General features: G+C 68.1%; 13 protein-coding genes and 1 rRNA gene. 10 read left to right on the top strand and 4 right to left on the bottom strand.

From position 1 onward, the window contains the following. Nucleotides 1-100: 100 nt before the first annotated feature. Nucleotides 101-4060: a type VII secretion protein EccCa gene (gene eccCa / locus SMIR_RS08775; protein ID WP_212726843.1), complete on the bottom strand. Its 3960-nt coding sequence runs from the start codon at nucleotides 4058-4060 to the stop codon at nucleotides 101-103. A 404-nt stretch (nucleotides 4061-4464) separates the two neighbouring features. Between eccCa and eccD the strand changes: the two genes are divergently transcribed. Further along, nucleotides 4465-5979 (top strand): type VII secretion integral membrane protein EccD, encoded by a 1515-nt coding sequence (eccD, locus tag SMIR_RS08770; protein WP_168496248.1) that lies wholly within the window; start codon nucleotides 4465-4467, stop codon nucleotides 5977-5979. A 77-nt stretch (nucleotides 5980-6056) separates the two neighbouring features. Here the strand turns inward: eccD and SMIR_RS08765 are convergent, their stop codons facing one another. Continuing rightward, nucleotides 6057-6395, bottom strand: coding sequence for a DUF397 domain-containing protein (locus tag SMIR_RS08765; protein WP_168496250.1), 339 nt, complete (start codon nucleotides 6393-6395; stop codon nucleotides 6057-6059). Between the two features lie 265 nt (nucleotides 6396-6660). On the opposite strand from SMIR_RS08765, the gene rpsO reads away from it, so the two are divergent. The 5 genes from rpsO (at nucleotide 6661) to SMIR_RS08740 (ending at nucleotide 12195) form a co-directional block, all read left to right on the top strand. Next, nucleotides 6661-6948 carry a 30S ribosomal protein S15 gene (rpsO, locus tag SMIR_RS08760; RefSeq protein WP_037741887.1) on the top strand — a complete coding sequence of 96 codons (288 nt, stop codon included), beginning with the start codon at nucleotides 6661-6663 and terminating at the stop codon, nucleotides 6946-6948. 387 nt (nucleotides 6949-7335) lie between these two features. Beyond that, on the top strand, nucleotides 7336-9552 hold the full coding sequence (locus SMIR_RS08755) for a polyribonucleotide nucleotidyltransferase (protein ID WP_168496252.1): 2217 nt from the start codon (nucleotides 7336-7338) through the stop codon (nucleotides 9550-9552). After that, nucleotides 9549-10928: a M16 family metallopeptidase gene (locus tag SMIR_RS08750; RefSeq protein WP_168496254.1), complete on the top strand. Its 1380-nt coding sequence runs from the start codon at nucleotides 9549-9551 to the stop codon at nucleotides 10926-10928. Before SMIR_RS08755 ends, SMIR_RS08750 begins: the two co-directional genes overlap by 4 nt. Before the next feature lie 26 nt (nucleotides 10929-10954). Then, nucleotides 10955-11707, top strand: coding sequence for a 4-hydroxy-tetrahydrodipicolinate reductase (dapB, locus tag SMIR_RS08745; RefSeq protein ID WP_168496256.1), 753 nt, complete (start codon nucleotides 10955-10957; stop codon nucleotides 11705-11707). Between the two features lie 32 nt (nucleotides 11708-11739). After that, nucleotides 11740-12195 carry a tetratricopeptide repeat protein gene (locus SMIR_RS08740; RefSeq protein ID WP_168496258.1) on the top strand — a complete coding sequence of 152 codons (456 nt, stop codon included), beginning with the start codon at nucleotides 11740-11742 and terminating at the stop codon, nucleotides 12193-12195. Nucleotides 12196-12333: 138 nt separating this feature from the next. Here SMIR_RS08740 and SMIR_RS08735 read toward each other — a convergent pair whose 3' ends face one another. Both SMIR_RS08735 and SMIR_RS08730 read right to left on the bottom strand, forming a co-directional pair. Next, nucleotides 12334-12891 carry an SCO5741 family PH domain-containing membrane protein gene (locus SMIR_RS08735; protein WP_168496260.1) on the bottom strand — a complete coding sequence of 186 codons (558 nt, stop codon included), beginning with the start codon at nucleotides 12889-12891 and terminating at the stop codon, nucleotides 12334-12336. Nucleotides 12892-13013: 122 nt separating this feature from the next. Next, nucleotides 13014-13253: a hypothetical protein gene (locus SMIR_RS08730; protein WP_054232800.1), complete on the bottom strand. Its 240-nt coding sequence runs from the start codon at nucleotides 13251-13253 to the stop codon at nucleotides 13014-13016. A 203-nt stretch (nucleotides 13254-13456) separates the two neighbouring features. On the opposite strand from SMIR_RS08730, the gene thyX reads away from it, so the two are divergent. The 4 genes from thyX to SMIR_RS08710 all read left to right on the top strand — a co-directional run bounded on the left by thyX (nucleotide 13457) and on the right by SMIR_RS08710 (nucleotide 19193). Next, nucleotides 13457-14197, top strand: coding sequence for an FAD-dependent thymidylate synthase (thyX, locus tag SMIR_RS08725; protein WP_067371413.1), 741 nt, complete (start codon nucleotides 13457-13459; stop codon nucleotides 14195-14197). Nucleotides 14198-14407: 210 nt separating this feature from the next. Further along, nucleotides 14408-15307, top strand: a complete 900-nt coding sequence (dapA, locus tag SMIR_RS08720; protein ID WP_168496262.1) for a 4-hydroxy-tetrahydrodipicolinate synthase — start codon at nucleotides 14408-14410, stop codon at nucleotides 15305-15307. 137 nt (nucleotides 15308-15444) lie between these two features. Further along, nucleotides 15445-17130 (top strand): ribonuclease J, encoded by a 1686-nt coding sequence (locus SMIR_RS08715; protein ID WP_168496264.1) that lies wholly within the window; start codon nucleotides 15445-15447, stop codon nucleotides 17128-17130. 537 nt (nucleotides 17131-17667) lie between these two features. Next, a 16S ribosomal RNA gene (locus tag SMIR_RS08710) occupies nucleotides 17668-19193 on the top strand. The last annotated feature ends 266 nt before the right edge of the window (nucleotides 19194-19459 follow it).

Here is a 19459-nt window from a genome sequence, read left to right as displayed (position 1 = left end):
CGGCCGTCGGACCGACTGCCGCCGGGCTACTTCAACGTACCAATGGAACAGATGTGTCGCCTCAGAGCTGTCGAGTGCGAAGACTTTCGCGTGTACTTCATCAGTACTCCACACTCATCAACCCGGTCTGAACCAACGGCTTTCCCCGCCTACGAGAGACAAAGACGCCCCGCCCCGCAGGCATCGCCCGAGGCCGCACCCCGCCCAGGACGTCGCCCTCGCCCGGATCGCCGGCGAGCACCACACCCTGCGCACCCAGCTCCCTCATCCGCTGCATGAACGGCTCGTACGCAGCGCGCCCCGCGCCGGCACTCGACCGGGCGATGATGAACCGCACGCCCACATCCCGTGCGAACGGAAGCAGTTCTGTCAGACCGCCCAGCGGGTTCCCGCTCGACGTGGACACGAGGTCGTAGTCGTCGACCACGACGTACACCGTCGGGCCGCGCCACCAGCTCCGCTCCCGTAGCTGCTGTGCGGTCACGTCCGCCGTGGGTGTCCGGCGTTGCATCAGCTCCGCCAGCGCGCTCATGTGGTGGTCCATGGCGTTGGACATGGGGATGTATTCGGCGAGGTGCGTGGACGGTGTGACGTCCAGCAGTGAGCGCCGGTTGTCGACCACGAACAGCTTGCAGTCGTCGCCCGAGTAGCGCTCGGTCAGCTGCTTGATCAGCAGGCGCAGCAGGTTCGACTTGCCCGACTCGCTCTCTCCGAAGACGAGGAAGAACGGGTCCTGCTCGAAGTCGACGAAGACGGGTTCGAGGTTGTCCTCGTCGAGCGCGAAGGCCACGCCGCGCTGCGGGGAATGGTCGCCCGGAGGCAGCTGCTGCGCCGGGAACTCGCGCGGGAGCAGCCGGACTTCGGGGGCGCCGGGCGCCTGCCAGTGGCGGGACACCTCCGTCGCCAGCGCCGCCGTCGCGTCGGCGAGGTCCGTGTCCGACGTCAGACCGTCGATGCGCGGAACGGCGCCCATGAAGTGCAGCTTCCCCGGCGCCTGGCCGCGGCCGGGCACGCCCGTGGGGACGTTCACCGCCACCTTGCGGTCCAGCTCGGAGTCCATCGTGTCGCCGAGGCGCAGCTCCAGGCGGTTCATCAGGTGGTCCTTGAGGTTCGCCCGGACCTCCATCGACCTGGACGCGGTCAGGACGAGGTGGATGCCGTAGCCGAGGCCCCGTGCGGCGATGTCCAGGACGACGCCCTCCACGGCCTCGTAGTCCGCACGGAAGTTGCCCCAGCCGTCGATGACCAGGAAGACGTCACCCCACGGCTGGTCGGTCACGGAGATCTGGCCGCGCGCCCGCTTCGTGCGGAACTCGGCGATCGACGAGATGCCGGAGGAGCGGAAGTACTCCTCGCGGCGCGTCATGACGCCGTACACCTCGGCGACCGTACGCCGCACCTTCTCCGGGTCGAGGCGCGAGGCCACCCCGCCGACGTGCGGCAGTCCGGCCACGGCCGCCATGCCGCCACCGCCGAAGTCGAGGCCGTAGAACTGCACCTCGTGCGGGGTGTGGGTGAGGGCGAAGGAGGCGATCAGGCTGCGCAGCAGCGTCGACTTGCCGGACTGCGGGCCGCCGACGATCTGCATATGGCCGGCCGCGCCCGAGAAGTCGACCCACAGCGGGTCGCGACGCTGCTCGTACGGCTTGTCGACGAGACCGACGGGTACGACGAGCCGTCCTGCCCCCTCGTAGCCGGGCTGGGTGAGCCCGCGCCCCTGCACCGCGGCCAGTCCCGGGAGCAGCCCGTCCAGTGACGGCGGGCTGTCCAGCGGCGGCAGCCACACCTGATGAGCCGCCGGGCCCTGCGCCTCCAGACGGCGCACGATCACGTCGAGCACGGTGTCGGCCAGGGCGTCGTCCGTCTCCGGCGTCTCCTCGCGCTGCTGGGGCACCGCGACGTACCGCACCGGCACCTCCGCCGCGGTGAACAGCACCGGCCGCCGGTCCACCGGCAGCGCGCCGCCGAGCGAGGACCGGGTCGGACCCGTGCGGTACACCCCGGAGACGTACGCCGCCTTGAAACGCACCATCTCGTCGGTGCCGAACTTCAGGAAGCCGGAACCGGGCACGTTCGGCAGTTCGTACGCGTCGGGGACGCCCAGTGCCGCACGCGACTCGGCGGCGGAGAACGTCCGCAGGCCGATCCGGTACGAGAGGTACGTCTCCAGACCGCGCAGTCGGCCCTCCTCCAAGCGCTGCGAGGCCAGCAGCAGATGCACGCCCAGCGAACGGCCGATGCGGCCGATCTGCACGAACATCTCGATGAAGTCCGGCTTGGCGGTCAGCAGCTCACTGAACTCGTCGATCACCAGGACGAGGGACGGGATCGGCTGGAGCGGTGCCCCGGCCGCCCGCGCCTTCTCGTAGTCGTGGATGTTCGCGTAGTTGCCCGCGTCGCGCAGCATCTCCTGGCGGCGGTTGAGCTCACCGCGGATGGAGTCGCCCATGCGGTCGACCAGCGTCAGGTCGTCCGCCAGGTTGGTGATCACGGCTGCCACGTGGGGCATCTGCGCCATCCCGGCAAAGGTGGCACCACCCTTGAAGTCCGCGAGGACGAAGTTCAGCGTCTCCGACGAGTGCGTCACTGCCAGACCCAGCACCAGCGTGCGCAGCAGCTCGGACTTGCCCGAACCCGTCGCGCCCACGCACAGCCCGTGCGGGCCCATGCCCTCCTGCGCGGCCTCCTTGAGGTCCAGCATTACGGGCCGCCCGTCCTCGCCGACACCGATCGGCACGCGCAGCCGTTCGGCGAGCGAACGCGCCCGCCAGGTGCGCTTGGTGTCCACCGAGGCCGCGTCTCCGAGGTTCAGCAGATCCGTGAACTCCAGGTTGGCGAGCAGCGGTTCGTCGTCGTCTCCGCCCGAGGCCACGCGCAGCGGCGCCAGCTGCCGCGCCAGCGCCTCCGCGGACTCGTACGAGAGGGCGTCCGGTGTGCCCTCGTAGACGATGCCGTGCCCGGACTCCAGATGCAGCGCGTGCGGCTGCACGACGATGGAGAGGTCACCGCGGGCTCCGGACAAGTCGCCGGGGACGACCTCGACGACCGTCACCCCCTGCAGTCCCTCGGGGGTGGCCAGGACGGAGTCCGGCGGCAGCGACAGGCCATCGAGTACGACGACGATGTGCGGTTCGTCCGGGAGCGGAGCGGCGTTCGGATGGAAGCGCGGGCGCCCTGTCAGCCGGGTGGCCAGCAGCTGTTCCAGCTCGCGCGAGTCACTGCCGATCAGCCGGCGGCTGCCCGCGCCGTCCACCGCGTCGGAGAGCTGCACGTGCGGCAGCCACTTGGCCCACTCCCAGTGCGAGAGCTCCTCACGCCCGGCGGCGACCACGATGGTCAGGTCCTCGGGCGAGTGCAGCGAGGCCAGGGAACCTGTCAGAGCGCGCGCCGAGGCACGCACGGACTGCGGTTCACCACTGACCGTGACGTGGTAGAAGGCGCGCAGCGAGACTGCCATCGGCAGCGCGTCCAGGACGCCGTGGGTGGCCACGAAACGCTGCATCGCGCCTGCGGTCAGCGGCTCCAGCTGTTCGACCGGACCTGTCTCGGGGGAGACCAGCGGGGTGGCCAGCGACTGCGGACCGAGGCCGATGCGCACCTGGGCGAAGTCCTCGTCCCCCGGCCGCCGTTCCCACACCCGGCTGCCCTCGGCGACCAGCGCCCACAGCTGCTCGGGGGAGGGGTGCAGGTAGTACTGGGCGTCGCGCTGCGCCTTCCCCGTGTCCAGGGCCGTGCGTCGGGTCTGCGACAAATAGCTCAGATAGTCGCGGCGCATGTCCGCGAGCTGGCCCTGGGAGCCGCGACGGAAGCGGACCACCATCGCGATGGACATGGCCACCGTCGACGCGATCATCACCATGCCCATGATCTTCATGAACGGCTGCCCGTTCGTGAAGAAGAAGACCACCGAGCCGCCCATGCCGAGCGTCGGCAGCAGCTGCATGAGGACGCTTTCCTGATGCCCGCGCGGAAGCTCCGGCGGTGGCTGCAGGACGACCTCTTCCGTGGGCACTTCGGACGGCAGCGCCCGAGGTGGGCGCTTGACGATGATTTGGCTCACTGCTCACCAATTCCCTTGCCGGCCCCAGGGTCTTCCGCCCGCCGCCCCGTGTCAGGCGGACGCAGGCCGCCGCGTGATCCTACTGACTTACTACTGACTTCATGGGAGACGGGTGGGCGGTAGGGTGCCGGATGTTCGCCTGAGCACACGCGAACAGGGCTGGAAAAACAGGGCATTCCGTGCGATGTGGTGGTGTGCGGAACCCAAGAACCCGCCGCACGGACCTCTTTCCGCCGCCTTGCCGCACCGTTGGCCGAGTGGTCCGGACAAAGAGACGCAGGACCTTCACACCGTGGCCCCAGAACCATCGCAGTCGCGGCGCCGTCGCGGCCGCGGAACCGACGCAGACGCAAGAGCATGACCGAGATCCCAGACGCAGGACCATCATTGAGGGGGAGCAGCAGGTGAGCATGACGGCCTCCGCGACAACCACCGGAGCCGGAGGGCCGGGACCCGGAGCCCCTCACGGGGCGGGCACGGGCCTCGGCTTCTGCCGGGTCACCATCGTCGCGCCCGACAGCCGGATCGACGTGGCGCTGCCCGACGACATCCCGGTCGCCGACATCTATCCGGAGATCCTCAGGCTCTCCCAGCAGAGTCCCGCCCAGGGCGCTCCGGTCGGTTACCACCTCGTACGCCGCGACGGCGCGGTCCTCGACAGCTCGCGGTCGTTCGCCGCGCAGCGGATTCTCGACGGCGAACTCCTCACCCTGCGCCCCTTCTCCGAGTCGCTGCCCCCCGCCGTCTTCGACGACGTGTCAGAGGCGGTCGCATCCGCGGTCACCCGTGAACGCACTCTGTGGAGCGGCGACCTGACGCGCGCCGCGGGGCTCGTCGGCGGCGGTGTCCTGCCGACGCTGCTCGCCTTCGTTGCCTGGACCGCCGATCCGCGCCACGACATGCACAGCCTGCCCGGCATCCTCGCGGGCGTCACCGGTGTACTCCTCGTCGTCCTTGCCGCGATCCGTGCACGGATCTACGACGACCGGGCCTCCGCCGTCGCGCTGGGACTCGGCGCGCTCTCGAACGTGGGCGTGGCAGGCTCCGGGCTGCTGTCACTGGCGGGCGGCGAGGGCATCGGCAAGCTGCAGTTCCTGCTCGCCTGCGCCGCGGTGCTGGTGGCCTCGGTGGTCCTCACCCTGTGCTCGCCGCGTGGGGACGGCCCGTTCGTCGCCTTCGTGTTCGCCTCTGCCGTCGCCCTGGTCGTGGTGTTCGTGGCACTGCTCGTGCACTGGACGCCCACCGAGATCGCCGCGCTGTGCGCGCCCGTCGCCGTGGGAGCGCTGGCCTTCCTGCCGGGCATGTCCATGCGCTTCGCCCGGCTGCCGATCGGCTTCGACCCGCCGAACGCCGCTCCGCGCAGCGCGTACGGTGCCGATCCCGCCCCGCCGGAGCCGGTCGACGCCGAACGCATCGAGGCGCAGGCCCGCCGCGGCCACGAACTCCTCGTCGGGCTGGTGGGCGGCTGCGCGCTGCTGGCCGTCGGCGCCTCGGCGGTGCTCGGCTTCTCCGACAACGTCTGGGGGCAGCTGCTCGCCTTCGCCACCGGCGTCGCCATGCTGATGCGCGCCCACCTCTTCCGGTACACCACCCAGGTCGCGCCCGTCCTGGCCGCAGGTCTCGGCGCCCTCGTCCTGCTCGGCCTCGGCCTGGCGCTCAACCCGCCGCACGCTCTGGTGCGCGACGCCCTCACCGGCGACCGTGCGGACCTCGACATCCGCACGATCTGGCTCGTCGCGGCGATCGCGGCGGCGGCAGCGCTGGTCACCGCACTCGGCCTGATCCTGCCGCGCGGCGGCCTCACCCCGTTCTGGGGCCGCTTCCTGGAAATCGCCGAAGGCTTCGTACTGCTCACCCTGATTCCGCTGGCCCTCGCCGTCTTCGACGTGTACGGCGCAGCCCGGTCCATGACCAGCTGATCACCGAGCCGAGAACGGGGAGGGCGGTCGGCTCACAAGCCGACCGCCCTCCCCGTCTTCGTCCCTGAGCACATCGCCTACTGCGTCGCGAGCCCCCCGTTGTGCGGCGCCGGCTCCAGATCGAACTCCCCGTCCCGCGCCCCCAGCACAAAGGCCCGCCACTCCGCCTCCGTGTACCGCAGGACCGTCTCCGGGTCGAGGGACGAACGCATGGCCACCGCGCCCTCGGGCAGGTACGCGATCTCGACCCGCTCCTCGTGTTCCTCCGTGCCCGGCGCGCTGTGCCATTCGACGTCGGAGATGTCCAGGGCGTAGAGCTCGTCCTTCTCCCGCTCCTTGCGCGCCTTGACGTCGGCGTCCGTCTCCGCCGCGATGTCCTTGTCCGCTACGCCCGCTGCGTCCGCTGCCTCGGCCATGTTCAAGCGGCCCCTTCCCCACGTACGAATGACCTGTGCGGTCACCCTAGTGGCCACGTCCGCGTCACCAGGCAGGTTCGGGGACCCGGACAGACGCATCCGGCCAGGCTGGTACGCTGTGTGACGGCCGTTTGTGTACGCACCCCCGGAGCCCATCGCTCTGGAGGCCGCGCCCAGCGGATCCCCGCCTCCCGAGTAACGGAAGCTCCCCTGAGATGTGGACCAGGGGCACTCGGTGGCTACTCAGAGACTACGAGGAGTACGCGTGTCGCTCGACGCCGCTACGAAGAAGCAGATCATCAGCGAGTTCGGTCAGAAGGAGGGCGACACCGGCTCCCCCGAGGTCCAGGTCGCCATGCTCTCGCGCCGCATCTCGGACCTGACCGAGCACCTCAAGACCCACAAGCACGACCACCACTCCCGTCGTGGTCTGCTGATCCTGGTCGGTCAGCGCCGCCGGCTGCTGCAGTACCTGGCCAAGAAGGACATCCAGCGCTTCCGTGCGCTGGTCGACCGCCTGGGCATCCGCCGCGGTGCGGCGGGCGCCAAGTAAGACGCCGTGAAGGGAGCGGTTCCCACCTCTTGGGAGCCGCTCCTTTTGCTGTACGTGCCGCTGCCGTGAGCATTGCCGCAAGCACTGCCGTACGTCTCTGTACGTGCGGAGTGTCACCGACGCTTTGTAGTGTGGTAGCACAACGCAATACGCAGGACACAGCACGTACGACACAGCGTGATGACTCCGTACCCGCCGGGTAGGGACCGTCACGTCAACGAACGAGGAGACGCGCACCGCACCGCCGCCGGTCCTCGGTAGTGGCCCCCGGGGAATGAGATCCCGGGTGCTTCGATCGAAGACCGGCCCGCACCAGACGGAGCGCCTCTCCGCCACCGTCCCCCTGCCACACGGGCAGGACGGGACGAAGACGAGGAGAAAACGCTAGTGGAGAACGAGACCCACTACGCCGAGGCCGTTATCGACAACGGTTCCTTCGGCACCCGCACCATCCGCTTCGAGACGGGCCGCCTGGCCAAGCAGGCCGCCGGCTCCGCCGTGGCGTACCTGGACGACGACACCATGGTGCTGTCGGCCACCAGTGCTTCCAAGAAGCCCAAGGACAATCTCGACTTCTTCCCCCTCACGGTGGACGTCGAGGAGCGGATGTACGCCGCCGGCAAGATCCCCGGCAGCTTCTTCCGCCGCGAAGGCCGTCCCTCCGAGGACGCCGTCCTCACCTGCCGTCTGATCGACCGCCCGCTGCGCCCGTCCTTCAAGAAGGGCCTGCGCAACGAGATCCAGGTCGTCGCCACGATCATGGCCCTCAACCCCGACCACCTGTACGACGTCGTGGCGATCAACGCCGCCTCCGCGTCCACACAGCTGGCCGGTCTGCCCTTCTCCGGGCCGGTCGGCGGCGTCCGCGTCGCGCTGATCAACGGCCAGTGGGTCGCGTTCCCGACGCACACCGAGCTCGAGGACGCCGTCTTCGACATGGTCGTCGCCGGTCGCGTCCTGGAGGACGGCGACGTCGCGATCATGATGGTCGAGGCCGAGGCCACTGACAAGACCATCCAGCTGGTCAAGGGTGGCGCCGAGGCGCCGACCGAGGAGGTCGTGGCCTCCGGCCTCGACGCCGCGAAGCCCTTCATCAAGGTCCTGTGCAAGGCGCAGTCGGACCTCGCCGCGAAGGCCGCGAAGCCGACCGCCGAGTTCCCGATCTTCCTCGACTACGAGGACGACGTCCTCGAGGCCCTGACCGCCGCGGTCAAGAGCGAGCTCGCCCAGGCGCTCACCATCGCCGGCAAGCAGGACCGCGAGGCCGAGCTGGACCGCGTCAAGGAGATCGCCGCCGAGAAGCTGCTCCCGCAGTTCGAGGGTCGCGAGAAGGAGATCTCCGCCGCGTACCGCGCGCTGACCAAGAAGCTGGTCCGCGAGCGCGTCATCAAGGACAAGGTCCGTATCGACGGCCGCGGCGTCACGGACATCCGTACGCTCGCCGCCGAGGTCGAGGCCATCCCGCGCGTGCACGGCTCGGCGCTGTTCGAGCGTGGCGAGACCCAGATCCTGGGCGTCACCACCCTCAACATGCTCCGCATGGAGCAGCAGCTGGACACCCTCTCCCCGGTGACCCGCAAGCGCTACATGCACAACTACAACTTCCCGCCGTACTCCGTCGGTGAGACGGGCCGCGTGGGCTCCCCGAAGCGCCGCGAGATCGGCCACGGCGCGCTCGCCGAGCGCGCGATCGTGCCGGTCCTGCCGACCCGCGAGGAGTTCCCCTACGCGATCCGTCAGGTGTCCGAGGCCCTCGGCTCCAACGGCTCGACCTCCATGGGCTCGGTCTGCGCCTCCACCATGTCGCTGCTGAACGCCGGTGTGCCGCTGAAGGCCCCCGTCGCCGGTATCGCCATGGGTCTGATCTCCCAGGAGATCGAGGGCCAGACGCACTACGTCGCCCTCACCGACATCCTCGGTGCGGAGGACGCCTTCGGCGACATGGACTTCAAGGTCGCCGGCACCAAGGAGTTCGTGACCGCCCTCCAGCTCGACACCAAGCTGGACGGCATCCCGGCCTCCGTCCTGGCCGCGGCCCTCAAGCAGGCCCGTGACGCCCGCCTCCACATCCTCGACGTGATGATGGAAGCGATCGACACGCCGGACGAGATGTCCCCGAACGCCCCGCGGATCATCACCGTCAAGATCCCCGTGGACAAGATCGGTGAGGTCATCGGCCCCAAGGGCAAGATGATCAACCAGATCCAGGAGGACACCGGCGCCGAGATCACGATCGAGGACGACGGCACCATCTACATCGGTGCCGCCGACGGCCCGGCCGCCGAGGCCGCCCGTGCCACGATCAACGGCATCGCCAACCCGACCATGCCGGAGGTCGGCGAGCGCTACCTGGGCACCGTCGTGAAGACGACGACCTTCGGCGCGTTCGTGTCGCTGCTCCCGGGCAAGGACGGTCTGCTGCACATCTCGCAGATCCGCAAGCTCGCCGGCGGCAAGCGCGTGGAGAACGTCGAGGACGTCCTCGGTGTGGGCCAGAAGGTCCAGGTCGAGATCGCCGAGATCGACTCCCGCGGCAAGCTCTCCCTCATCCCCGTGATCGAGGGCGAAGGCGACGACGACAAGAAGGACGACACCGACCAGTGACGTCTCGTAGCTCCACGGCGACGGCCCGCACCTCTTCGGAGGCGCGGGCCGTCGCCCGTACCCAAACCCTCATCAAGGGCGAGAACGGCATCGGTACGGTCCGTAAGACCACCCTCCCCGGCGGCCTGCGCATCGTCACCGAGACCCTCCCCTCCGTACGCTCGGCCACCTTCGGGATCTGGGCGCACGTCGGCTCCCGCGACGAGACGCCGACGCTGAACGGCGCCACGCACTACCTGGAGCACCTGCTCTTCAAGGGCACCTCCCGGCGCAGCGCCCTGGACATCTCCTCCGCCATCGACGCGGTCGGCGGCGAGATGAACGCGTTCACGGCCAAGGAGTACACGTGCTACTACGCGCGCGTGCTCGACACCGACCTCCCGCTCGCCATCGACGTCGTGTGCGACATGCTCACCGGCTCGCTGATCGAGCAGGGCGACGTGGACGCCGAGCGCGGTGTGATCCTCGAAGAGATCGCGATGACCGAGGACGACCCGGGCGACTGTGTGCACGACCTGTTCGCGCACACCATGCTCGGCGACACCCCCCTCGGCCGCCCGGTCCTCGGCACGGTCGACACGGTCAACGCGCTCGGCGCCGACCGCATCCGCCGCTTCTACAAGAAGCACTACGACCCGACGCACCTCGTGGTCGCCTGCGCGGGCAACGTCGACCACAACAAGGTCGTACGCCAGGTCCGCGCCGCTTTCGAGAAGGCCGGCGCCCTCAAGGAGAGCGCCGCCGAGCCGATCGCCCCGCGCGACGGCCGCCGTGCCATTCGCACCGCGGGCCGCGTCGAGCTCCTCGGCCGCAAGACCGAGCAGGCCCACGTCGTCCTCGGCATGCCGGGCCTCGCCCGCACCGACGAGCGCCGCTGGGCCCTGGGCGTCCTGAACACCGCCCTGGGCGGTGGCATGTCCTCCCGCCTCTTCCAGGAGGTCCGCGAGAAGCGCGGCCTGGCCTACAGCGTGTACTCGTACACCTCGGGCTTCGCCGACTGCGGCCTCTTCGGCGTGTACGCGGGCTGCAGGCCGAGCCAGGTCCACGACGTGCTCAAGATCTGCCGCGACGAACTCGACCACGTCGCCGAGCACGGCCTCTCGGACGACGAGATCGGGCGCGCCATCGGTCAGCTCCAGGGCTCCACCGTCCTCGGCCTGGAGGACACCGGCGCGCTGATGAACCGTATCGGCAAGAGCGAGCTGTGCTGGGGCGAGCAGATGTCCGTCGACGACATGCTGGTCCGGATAGCGTCGGTCACCCCGGACGAGGTCCGTTCGGTCGCCCGCGACATCCTGGGACAGCGGCCCTCGCTGTCTGTCATCGGCCCGCTCAAGGACAAGCAGGCCTCCCGTCTGCACGACGCGGTCGCGTAATTCCCGTCTCGGTAAGGAACGAAGCAATGAGCAAGCTGCGCGTGGCGGTCCTCGGTGCCAAGGGCCGGATCGGGGCCGAGGCGGTACGAGCCGTCGAGGCCGCCGAGGACCTGGAGCTGGTGGCCGCGCTGGGCCGCGGCGACGGGCTGGAGGCGCTGGTCGCCAGCGGCACCCAGGTGGTGGTCGAACTGACGACCCCGGCCTCGGTGATGGCCAACCTCGACTTCTGCATCCGGCACGGCATCCACGCCGTGGTCGGCACGACCGGCTGGACCGACGAGCGGCTCGCGCAGCTCAACACCGCACTGACCGCGTCCCCGGAGACGGGCGTGCTCATCGCGCCCAACTTCTCCATCGGGGCCGTACTGACCATGAAGTTCGCCGAGGTCGCCGCGCCGTACTTCGAGTCCGTCGAGGTCGTCGAGCTGCACCACCCGAACAAGGTGGACGCCCCCAGCGGCACCGCCACGCGCACCGCCCAGCTCATCGCCGCGGCCCGGGAGCGCGCGGGCAGCGCCCCGCAGCCGGACGCCACGGCGACTGCCCTGGACGGCGCCCGCGGCGCGAACGTCGACGGCGTCCCGGTGCACGCGGTCCGCCTGCGCGGGCTCCTCGCCCACCAGGAGGTCCTGCTCGGTGGCGAGGGCGAGACCCTCACCATCCGCCACGACTCCCTCCACCACAGCAGCTTCATGCCGGGCATTTTGCTCGGCGTCCGCCGCGTGGTGACCGCCCCGGGCCTCACCTTCGGCCTGGAACACTTCCTGGACCTCGGCTGAGCCGAGGGACGTACAACAGATAGCCGGCAGACATGCGTGCGAAGATCACCTACGCCGTCACGGCAGCCGTCCTGGTCGTCTATTTCGTCCTGGTCGGCAGCCGAGGCGTGCTGCTCATCGAGAACGGCACCCTGATCACCGTCACCTTCGGTGTCGCGGTGCTGATCCTGCCGGTCATCGGCATCTGGTTCCTGTGGAAGAACACCCAGTTCGTCCGCAAGGCCAACCGGCTCGCCGCCGAGCTCGACGCCGAGGGCGGCCTGCCCGTGGACGAGTTGAAGCGCACCCCAGGCGGCCGTATCGACCGTGACTCGGCCGACGAGGTCTTCGCCAGGCGCAAGGCCGAGACCGAGGACGCCCCGGACGACTGGCGCAGCTGGTTCCGTCTCGCGGTCGCCTACCACGACGCCCGCGACACCCCGCGCGCCCGCAAGGCGATGCAGCGGGCGATCGCCCTGCGCGAGGGCAGGCCCCCCGCCGAGGCCTGAGAGCCACGGCGCACACGAGAAGTGCGACGAGCGGCACGGCGGAGAAGGACGTCGAAGGGGCCGGCCCGCGGAGTGCGGACCGGCCCCTTCGCCCTGCTGCGGCGGCCTACCACGTCGCCTTGCTACGACCGCTGGGGCTCAATCCCGCCGGTACTCGTCGGCCCACACCTCGACGGCGTCCGCCGCTCGGTCGAAGGCCTCCGTGCGCGCCAGGAAGTCGGAGTTGTGCGAGGTGAGCAGCGGCGGCAGGCTGTCCGCCGCACGACCCTTTCGTACGAGGATCAGCGCCTGTCCCTGCACGGTGCGCGGCAGCCCGAGCCAGCGCACCGGCTGCTGGACGGTGCGTACGGCGACGACCTGCTCCCAGGACGCCGTACTCGTGCTCAGGAAGCCCACGCGGCGCAGCCCCCGCGCACTCACCCAGACGCCCATCCGCAGCAGCCGCAACGCGCTCAGGATGACGAGCACGGAGCCACCGAAGCAGAGCAGGGCGGCGGAGCGGCTCCCCGTGAGCGCGACGAGCACGGCCGCGACGAGCACGTAGGACGCGAGCAGCAGCACGAGCGCGGCGAGGGCCACCCGCCACGGCCCGGGCCGGTAGGGGCGCCGCCAGCGGCCGCGGTCGTCGAAGGGCAGGGCGAGTTCGTCCGCCACCTCGTCAAAGTCACGGTCCGCCGTCAGGAAGGGCAGGGGCACGACTGATCCTCACTCAATCCACGCATGGGCTGTGCCCGGTGAGGCTATCGAGCGGGGTCCCCGCTCACCACCCTTGGGGGGCCATGGGGGTGCCCCCATGCCCTCTGGGCAGCGGGGGAGGGTCAGCGGCCGTTGGAGGCTTCGGAATGCTGGGTCGTCGCGGACGACTGGTCGAGCGACAGGGCCGGCATCCCGACGATCAGCGCGCCCACCAGCCCGGCGACCACGGTGAGGCCCAGGAGCCAGCGGCCGAATATCTCGCCGGCCGACGAGCGTCGGCGGGGTGGGGGAGCGACATTGCTGCGGAACTGGTCGGCTTCTGCGATGAAGGCGAACGGTACGGGCTCGCGCCGACGGAACATGGGGGTTGCTTCTCCTCTGGAGGCTCGAACGAATCGCTGTCACCGATACAGACGAGCGAACGCCCCAAGAGGTGCCCGGAATCACCGAATTCGCTGAAGTTCGCCGACGAATGTCGCGGCACGGCACCGAACGCCCCGTTGTCAGTGGCGGCCCGTAGAGTGGGCGCCGCCCGAGAGATGTGATGGGAAGGACCCTCCGCACCGTGACCGACACCCCCGCCGACGACCTCAAGCCCAGTTTCCGCAGCGATGTCACCGTCGAGCTGGTCAAGCACACCGCGTCCGACTCGGACGTGCTGTTCGCCGCCCGCGTCTCGACCCTCGGTGAGCAGTCCCTCGACGAGCTCCAGAAGGACCCGGAGCGCTCCAAGGGCCTGCTGAACTACCTGATGCGGGACCGGCACGGCAGCCCCTTCGAGCACAACTCGATGACCTTCTTCATCAGCGCCCCGATCTTCGTCTTCCGCGAGTTCATGCGGCACCGCGTGGGCTGGTCGTACAACGAGGAGTCGGGCAGGTACAGGGAGCTCGAGCCGGTCTTCTACGTCCCGGACGAGTCCCGCAAGCTGGTCCAGGAGGGCCGCCCCGGCAAGTACGTCTTCGTCGAGGGCACCCAGGCGCAGCAGGAGCTCACGGGCCGCGTGATGGAGGACTCCTACCGACAGGCGTACGAGGCGTACCAGGAGATGCTGGCCGCCGGTGTGGCCCGCGAGGTGGCCCGCGCCGTCCTCCCCGTCGGCCTCTTCTCCTCGATGTACGCCACCTGCAACGCACGCTCCCTGATGCACTTCCTCGGTCTGCGCACCCAGCACGAGCTCGCCAAGGTCCCGTCCTTCCCGCAGCGGGAGATCGAGATGGTCGGCGAGAAGATGGAGGCGGAGTGGGCCAAGCTCATGCCGCTCACCTACGCGGCCTTCAATGCCAACGGGCGCGTGGCGCCGTAACGCGCTCCCGCGCGCCGTTCGGCACAGATGTGCGGATCAACCGAGCGAGGTGTCCGTATTGCGGCATTTCGAGAAGTTCATCTAGCCTGATCAAACGGACCCGGCACTGCTTGAACCCCCGAGCAGGCAGTGCCGGGCTCCGCATTTGTCACGCTTTGTTGTGTCCCCCGAGGGCAGACCACGCCTTGAGCAGCGAGTAGCGTGTTACCCATGGCTCCGACCTCCACTCCGCAGACCCCCTTCGGGCGGGTCCTCACCGCCATGGTCACGCCCTTCACGGCGGACGGCGCACTCGACCTCGACGGCGCACAGCGGCTCGCCACCCACCTGGTGGACGCAGGCAACGACGGCCTGATCATCAACGGCACCACCGGTGAGTCACCGACCACCAGTGACGTGGAGAAATCGGATCTCGTACGAGCCGTACTCGAGGCGGTCGGCGACCGTGCCCACATCGTCGCGGGCGTCGGCACGAACGACACCCACCACAGCATCGAGCTCGCCCGCGCCGCCGAGAAGGCCGGCGCGCACGGCCTGCTGACCGTGACGCCGTACTACAACAAGCCCCCACAGGAGGGCCTGTACCGTCACTTCTCGGCCATCGCCGACGCGACCGAGCTGCCCGTGATGCTGTACGACATCCCCGGCCGCAGCGGCGTACCGATCAGCACCGAAACGCTCGTGCGGCTGGCCGAGCACCCGCGTATCGTCGCGAACAAGGACGCCAAGGGAGACCTCGGCCGAGCCAGCTGGGCCATCGCCCGCTCCGGACTCGCCTGGTACTCCGGCGACGACATGCTGAACCTCCCGCTGCTCTCCGTGGGCGCGGTCGGCTTCGTCTCCGTCGTCGGCCACGTCGTCACCCCGGAGCTGCGGTCCATGCTGGACGCGTACGTCTCGGGAGACGTGCAGAAGGCCACCGAGATCCACCAGAAACTGCTCCCCGTCTTCACCGGCATGTTCCGCACCCAGGGCGTCATGACGACGAAGGCCGCGCTCGCCCTCCAGGGCCTGCCCGCCGGACCGCTGCGCGCCCCGATGGTCGAGCTGTCGCCCGAGGAGACCGCCCAGCTCAAGATCGATCTTGCCGCCGGCGGGGTAGAACTCTAAATACAGACTTCACAACTGAATATGCACGACAACGCAGGCCAGGGGCCTGCACCCCACACAGACAACTGCTACTGCACGAACGTCATGCGCGCCACGTGCCTTGCCAGGTACGTGGCGCGTGTGGTGAGGAGAGTCTTTTGAGTCATCCGCATCCTGAACTTGGCCCGCCGCCGAAGCTCCCCCAGGGAGGTCTGCGGGTCACCCCGCTCGGTGGCCTTGGCGAAATCGGCCGGAACATGACGGTCTTCGAGTACGACGGCCGACTGCTGATCGTCGACTGCGGAGTGCTCTTCCCCGAGGAGGAGCAGCCCGGAATCGACCTGATCCTGCCGGACTTCACGTCCATCAGGGACCGCCTCGACGACATCGAGGGCATCGTCCTCACACATGGCCACGAGGACCACATCGGCGCTGTCCCGTTCCTCCTGCGCGAGAAGCCGGACATTCCGCTGATCGGCTCCAAGCTGACCCTCGCCCTCATCGAGGCGAAGCTCCAGGAGCACCGCATCCGCCCGTACACCCTCGAAGTCGCGGAGGGCCACCGCGAGCGCATCGGCCCGTTCGACTGCGAGTTCGTGGCGGTCAACCACTCCATCCCGGACGCCCTCGCAGTCGCCATCCGCACCCCTGCGGGCATGGTCGTCCACACCGGCGACTTCAAGATGGACCAGCTCCCGCTGGACAACCGCCTCACCGACCTGCACGCGTTCGCACGTCTGAGCGAGGAAGGCATCGACCTTCTCCTCTCCGACTCCACGAACGCCGAGGTTCCGGGCTTCGTCCCGCCCGAGCGCGACATCTCGAACGCGCTGCGCACGGTCTTCGCCAGCGCCCGCAAGCGGATCATCGTGGCGAGCTTCGCCAGCCACGTTCACCGCATTCAGCAGATCCTGGACGCGGCCCACGAGTACGGCCGCCGGGTCGCCTTCGTCGGCCGCTCGATGGTCCGCAACATGGGCATCGCACGCGACCTGGGCTATCTGAAGGTCCCGCCGGGCCTCGTGGTGGACGTCAAGACGCTCGACGACCTCCCGGACCACGAGATCGTCCTCGTGTGCACGGGCTCGCAGGGCGAGCCGATGGCGGCCCTGTCGAGGATGGCCAACCGGGACCACCAGATCCGGATCGTCCAGGGCGACACGGTGATCCTGGCCTCGTCGCTCATCCCGGGCAACGAGAACGCGGTCTACCGCGTCATCAACGGTCTCACTCGCTGGGGCGCCAACGTCGTCCACAAGGGCAACGCCAAGGTGCACGTCTCCGGCCACGCCTCCGCGGGCGAGCTGCTGTACTTCTACAACATCTGCAAGCCGCGGAACCTGATGCCGGTCCACGGTGAATGGCGCCACCTGCGCGCCAACGCCGAGCTCGGCGCCCTCACCGGCATCCCGCACGACCGCATCGTGATCGCCGAGGACGGAATCGTCGTCGACCTCATCGAGGGCAAGGCCAAGATCTCCGGCAAGGTCCAGGCGGGTTACGTGTACGTCGACGGCCTCTCGGTCGGTGACGTGGGCGAGCCGGCGCTCAAGGACCGCAAGATCCTCGGAGACGAGGGCATCATCTCGGTCTTCGTGGTGATCGACTCGAGTACGGGCAAGATCACCGCCGGCCCCCACGTCCACGCGCGTGGTTCGGGCATCGACGACTCCGCCTTCGCGGACGTCATCCCGAAGGTCACGGAAGTCCTGGAGCGCTCGGCCCAGGACGGCGTGGTCGAGCCCCACCAGATGCAGCAACTCATCCGCCGCACGCTGGGCAAGTGGGTCTCGGACAACTACCGCCGCCGCCCGATGATCCTGCCCGTCGTCGTCGAGGTCTGACCCCTCGCACGCGCCAACTCCGGAGCGGGGCCCCTCGATTTGCATCGGGGCGCCCCGCTCCAGTACGTTTACGGCTCCGCCTGAACGGGAACCCGGCACGACCGTGTGCCAGGAACCATCCCGAGCGGGACGGAAATTCTGACTCAGAATCTCTGATAAAGTCGGAACCGCCGGAAAGGGAAACGCGAGAGCGGGAACCTGGAAAGCACCGAGGAAATCGGATCGGGAAACGGTCTGATAGAGTCGGAAACGCAAGAACAAAGCAAGACAGCAAGACCGAAGGGAAGCGCCCGGAGGAAAGCCCGAGAGGGTGAGTACAAAGGAAGCGTCCGTTCCTTGAGAACTCAACAGCGTGCCAAAAATCAACGCCAGATATGTTGATACCCCGTCTCCGGCCGATCGGCTGGGACGAGGTTCCTTTGAAAAAGTCCTGCCGGGCACTGTCCGGTAGGCGCACAGCGAGGACGCTGTGAACCGAGGGGATTATTCCTCTCCTTGGTTCCGCTCTCGTGGTGTCGTCCCGATTACGGGAAAACATTCACGGAGAGTTTGATCCTGGCTCAGGACGAACGCTGGCGGCGTGCTTAACACATGCAAGTCGAACGATGAAGCCCTTCGGGGTGGATTAGTGGCGAACGGGTGAGTAACACGTGGGCAATCTGCCCTTCACTCTGGGACAAGCCCTGGAAACGGGGTCTAATACCGGATAACACCTGCCCGGGCATCCGGGTGGGTTAAAAGCTCCGGCGGTGAAGGATGAGCCCGCGGCCTATCAGCTTGTTGGTGAGGTAGTGGCTCACCAAGGCGACGACGGGTAGCCGGCCTGAGAGGGCGACCGGCCACACTGGGACTGAGACACGGCCCAGACTCCTACGGGAGGCAGCAGTGGGGAATATTGCACAATGGGCGAAAGCCTGATGCAGCGACGCCGCGTGAGGGATGACGGCCTTCGGGTTGTAAACCTCTTTCAGCAGGGAAGAAGCGAAAGTGACGGTACCTGCAGAAGAAGCGCCGGCTAACTACGTGCCAGCAGCCGCGGTAATACGTAGGGCGCAAGCGTTGTCCGGAATTATTGGGCGTAAAGAGCTCGTAGGCGGCTTGTCACGTCGGGTGTGAAAGCCCGGGGCTTAACCCCGGGTCTGCATTCGATACGGGCTAGCTAGAGTGTGGTAGGGGAGATCGGAATTCCTGGTGTAGCGGTGAAATGCGCAGATATCAGGAGGAACACCGGTGGCGAAGGCGGATCTCTGGGCCATTACTGACGCTGAGGAGCGAAAGCGTGGGGAGCGAACAGGATTAGATACCCTGGTAGTCCACGCCGTAAACGGTGGGAACTAGGTGTTGGCGACATTCCACGTCGTCGGTGCCGCAGCTAACGCATTAAGTTCCCCGCCTGGGGAGTACGGCCGCAAGGCTAAAACTCAAAGGAATTGACGGGGGCCCGCACAAGCAGCGGAGCATGTGGCTTAATTCGACGCAACGCGAAGAACCTTACCAAGGCTTGACATACACCGGAAACGGCCAGAGATGGTCGCCCCCTTGTGGTCGGTGTACAGGTGGTGCATGGCTGTCGTCAGCTCGTGTCGTGAGATGTTGGGTTAAGTCCCGCAACGAGCGCAACCCTTGTTCTGTGTTGCCAGCATGCCCTTCGGGGTGATGGGGACTCACAGGAGACTGCCGGGGTCAACTCGGAGGAAGGTGGGGACGACGTCAAGTCATCATGCCCCTTATGTCTTGGGCTGCACACGTGCTACAATGGCAGGTACAATGAGCTGCGAAGCCGTGAGGCGGAGCGAATCTCAAAAAGCCTGTCTCAGTTCGGATTGGGGTCTGCAACTCGACCCCATGAAGTCGGAGTTGCTAGTAATCGCAGATCAGCATTGCTGCGGTGAATACGTTCCCGGGCCTTGTACACACCGCCCGTCACGTCACGAAAGTCGGTAACACCCGAAGCCGGTGGCCCAACCCCTTGTGGGAGGGAGCTGTCGAAGGTGGGACTGGCGATTGGGACGAAGTCGTAACAAGGTAGCCGTACCGGAAGGTGCGGCTGGATCACCTCCTTTCTAAGGAGCATCTAGGCCGCCAAGCTTGCTTGGTGGTCCAGGGCCATTACGTCGGCACACGTTCGACGGTGGTTGCTCATGGGTGGAACGTTGATTATTCGGCATCTTCAGTCATCTCAGGCTGTGAGTACTGCTCTTCGGGGCGTGGAAAGCTGATCATGAGTGGCGGGGGTGTCGGGCACGCTGTTGGGTGTCTGAGGGTACGGCCGATTGTTGGCTGCCTTCAGTGCCGGCCCCAGTGAACTCCGGTGGTAACCGGGGGTGAT

Source organism: Streptomyces mirabilis, assembly GCF_018310535.1.
In the GTDB taxonomy this organism is placed as follows: domain Bacteria; phylum Actinomycetota; class Actinomycetes; order Streptomycetales; family Streptomycetaceae; genus Streptomyces.
The sequence above is the reverse complement of the archived record's forward strand: the minus strand, read 5'-3'. Positions and strand labels throughout refer to the sequence as shown.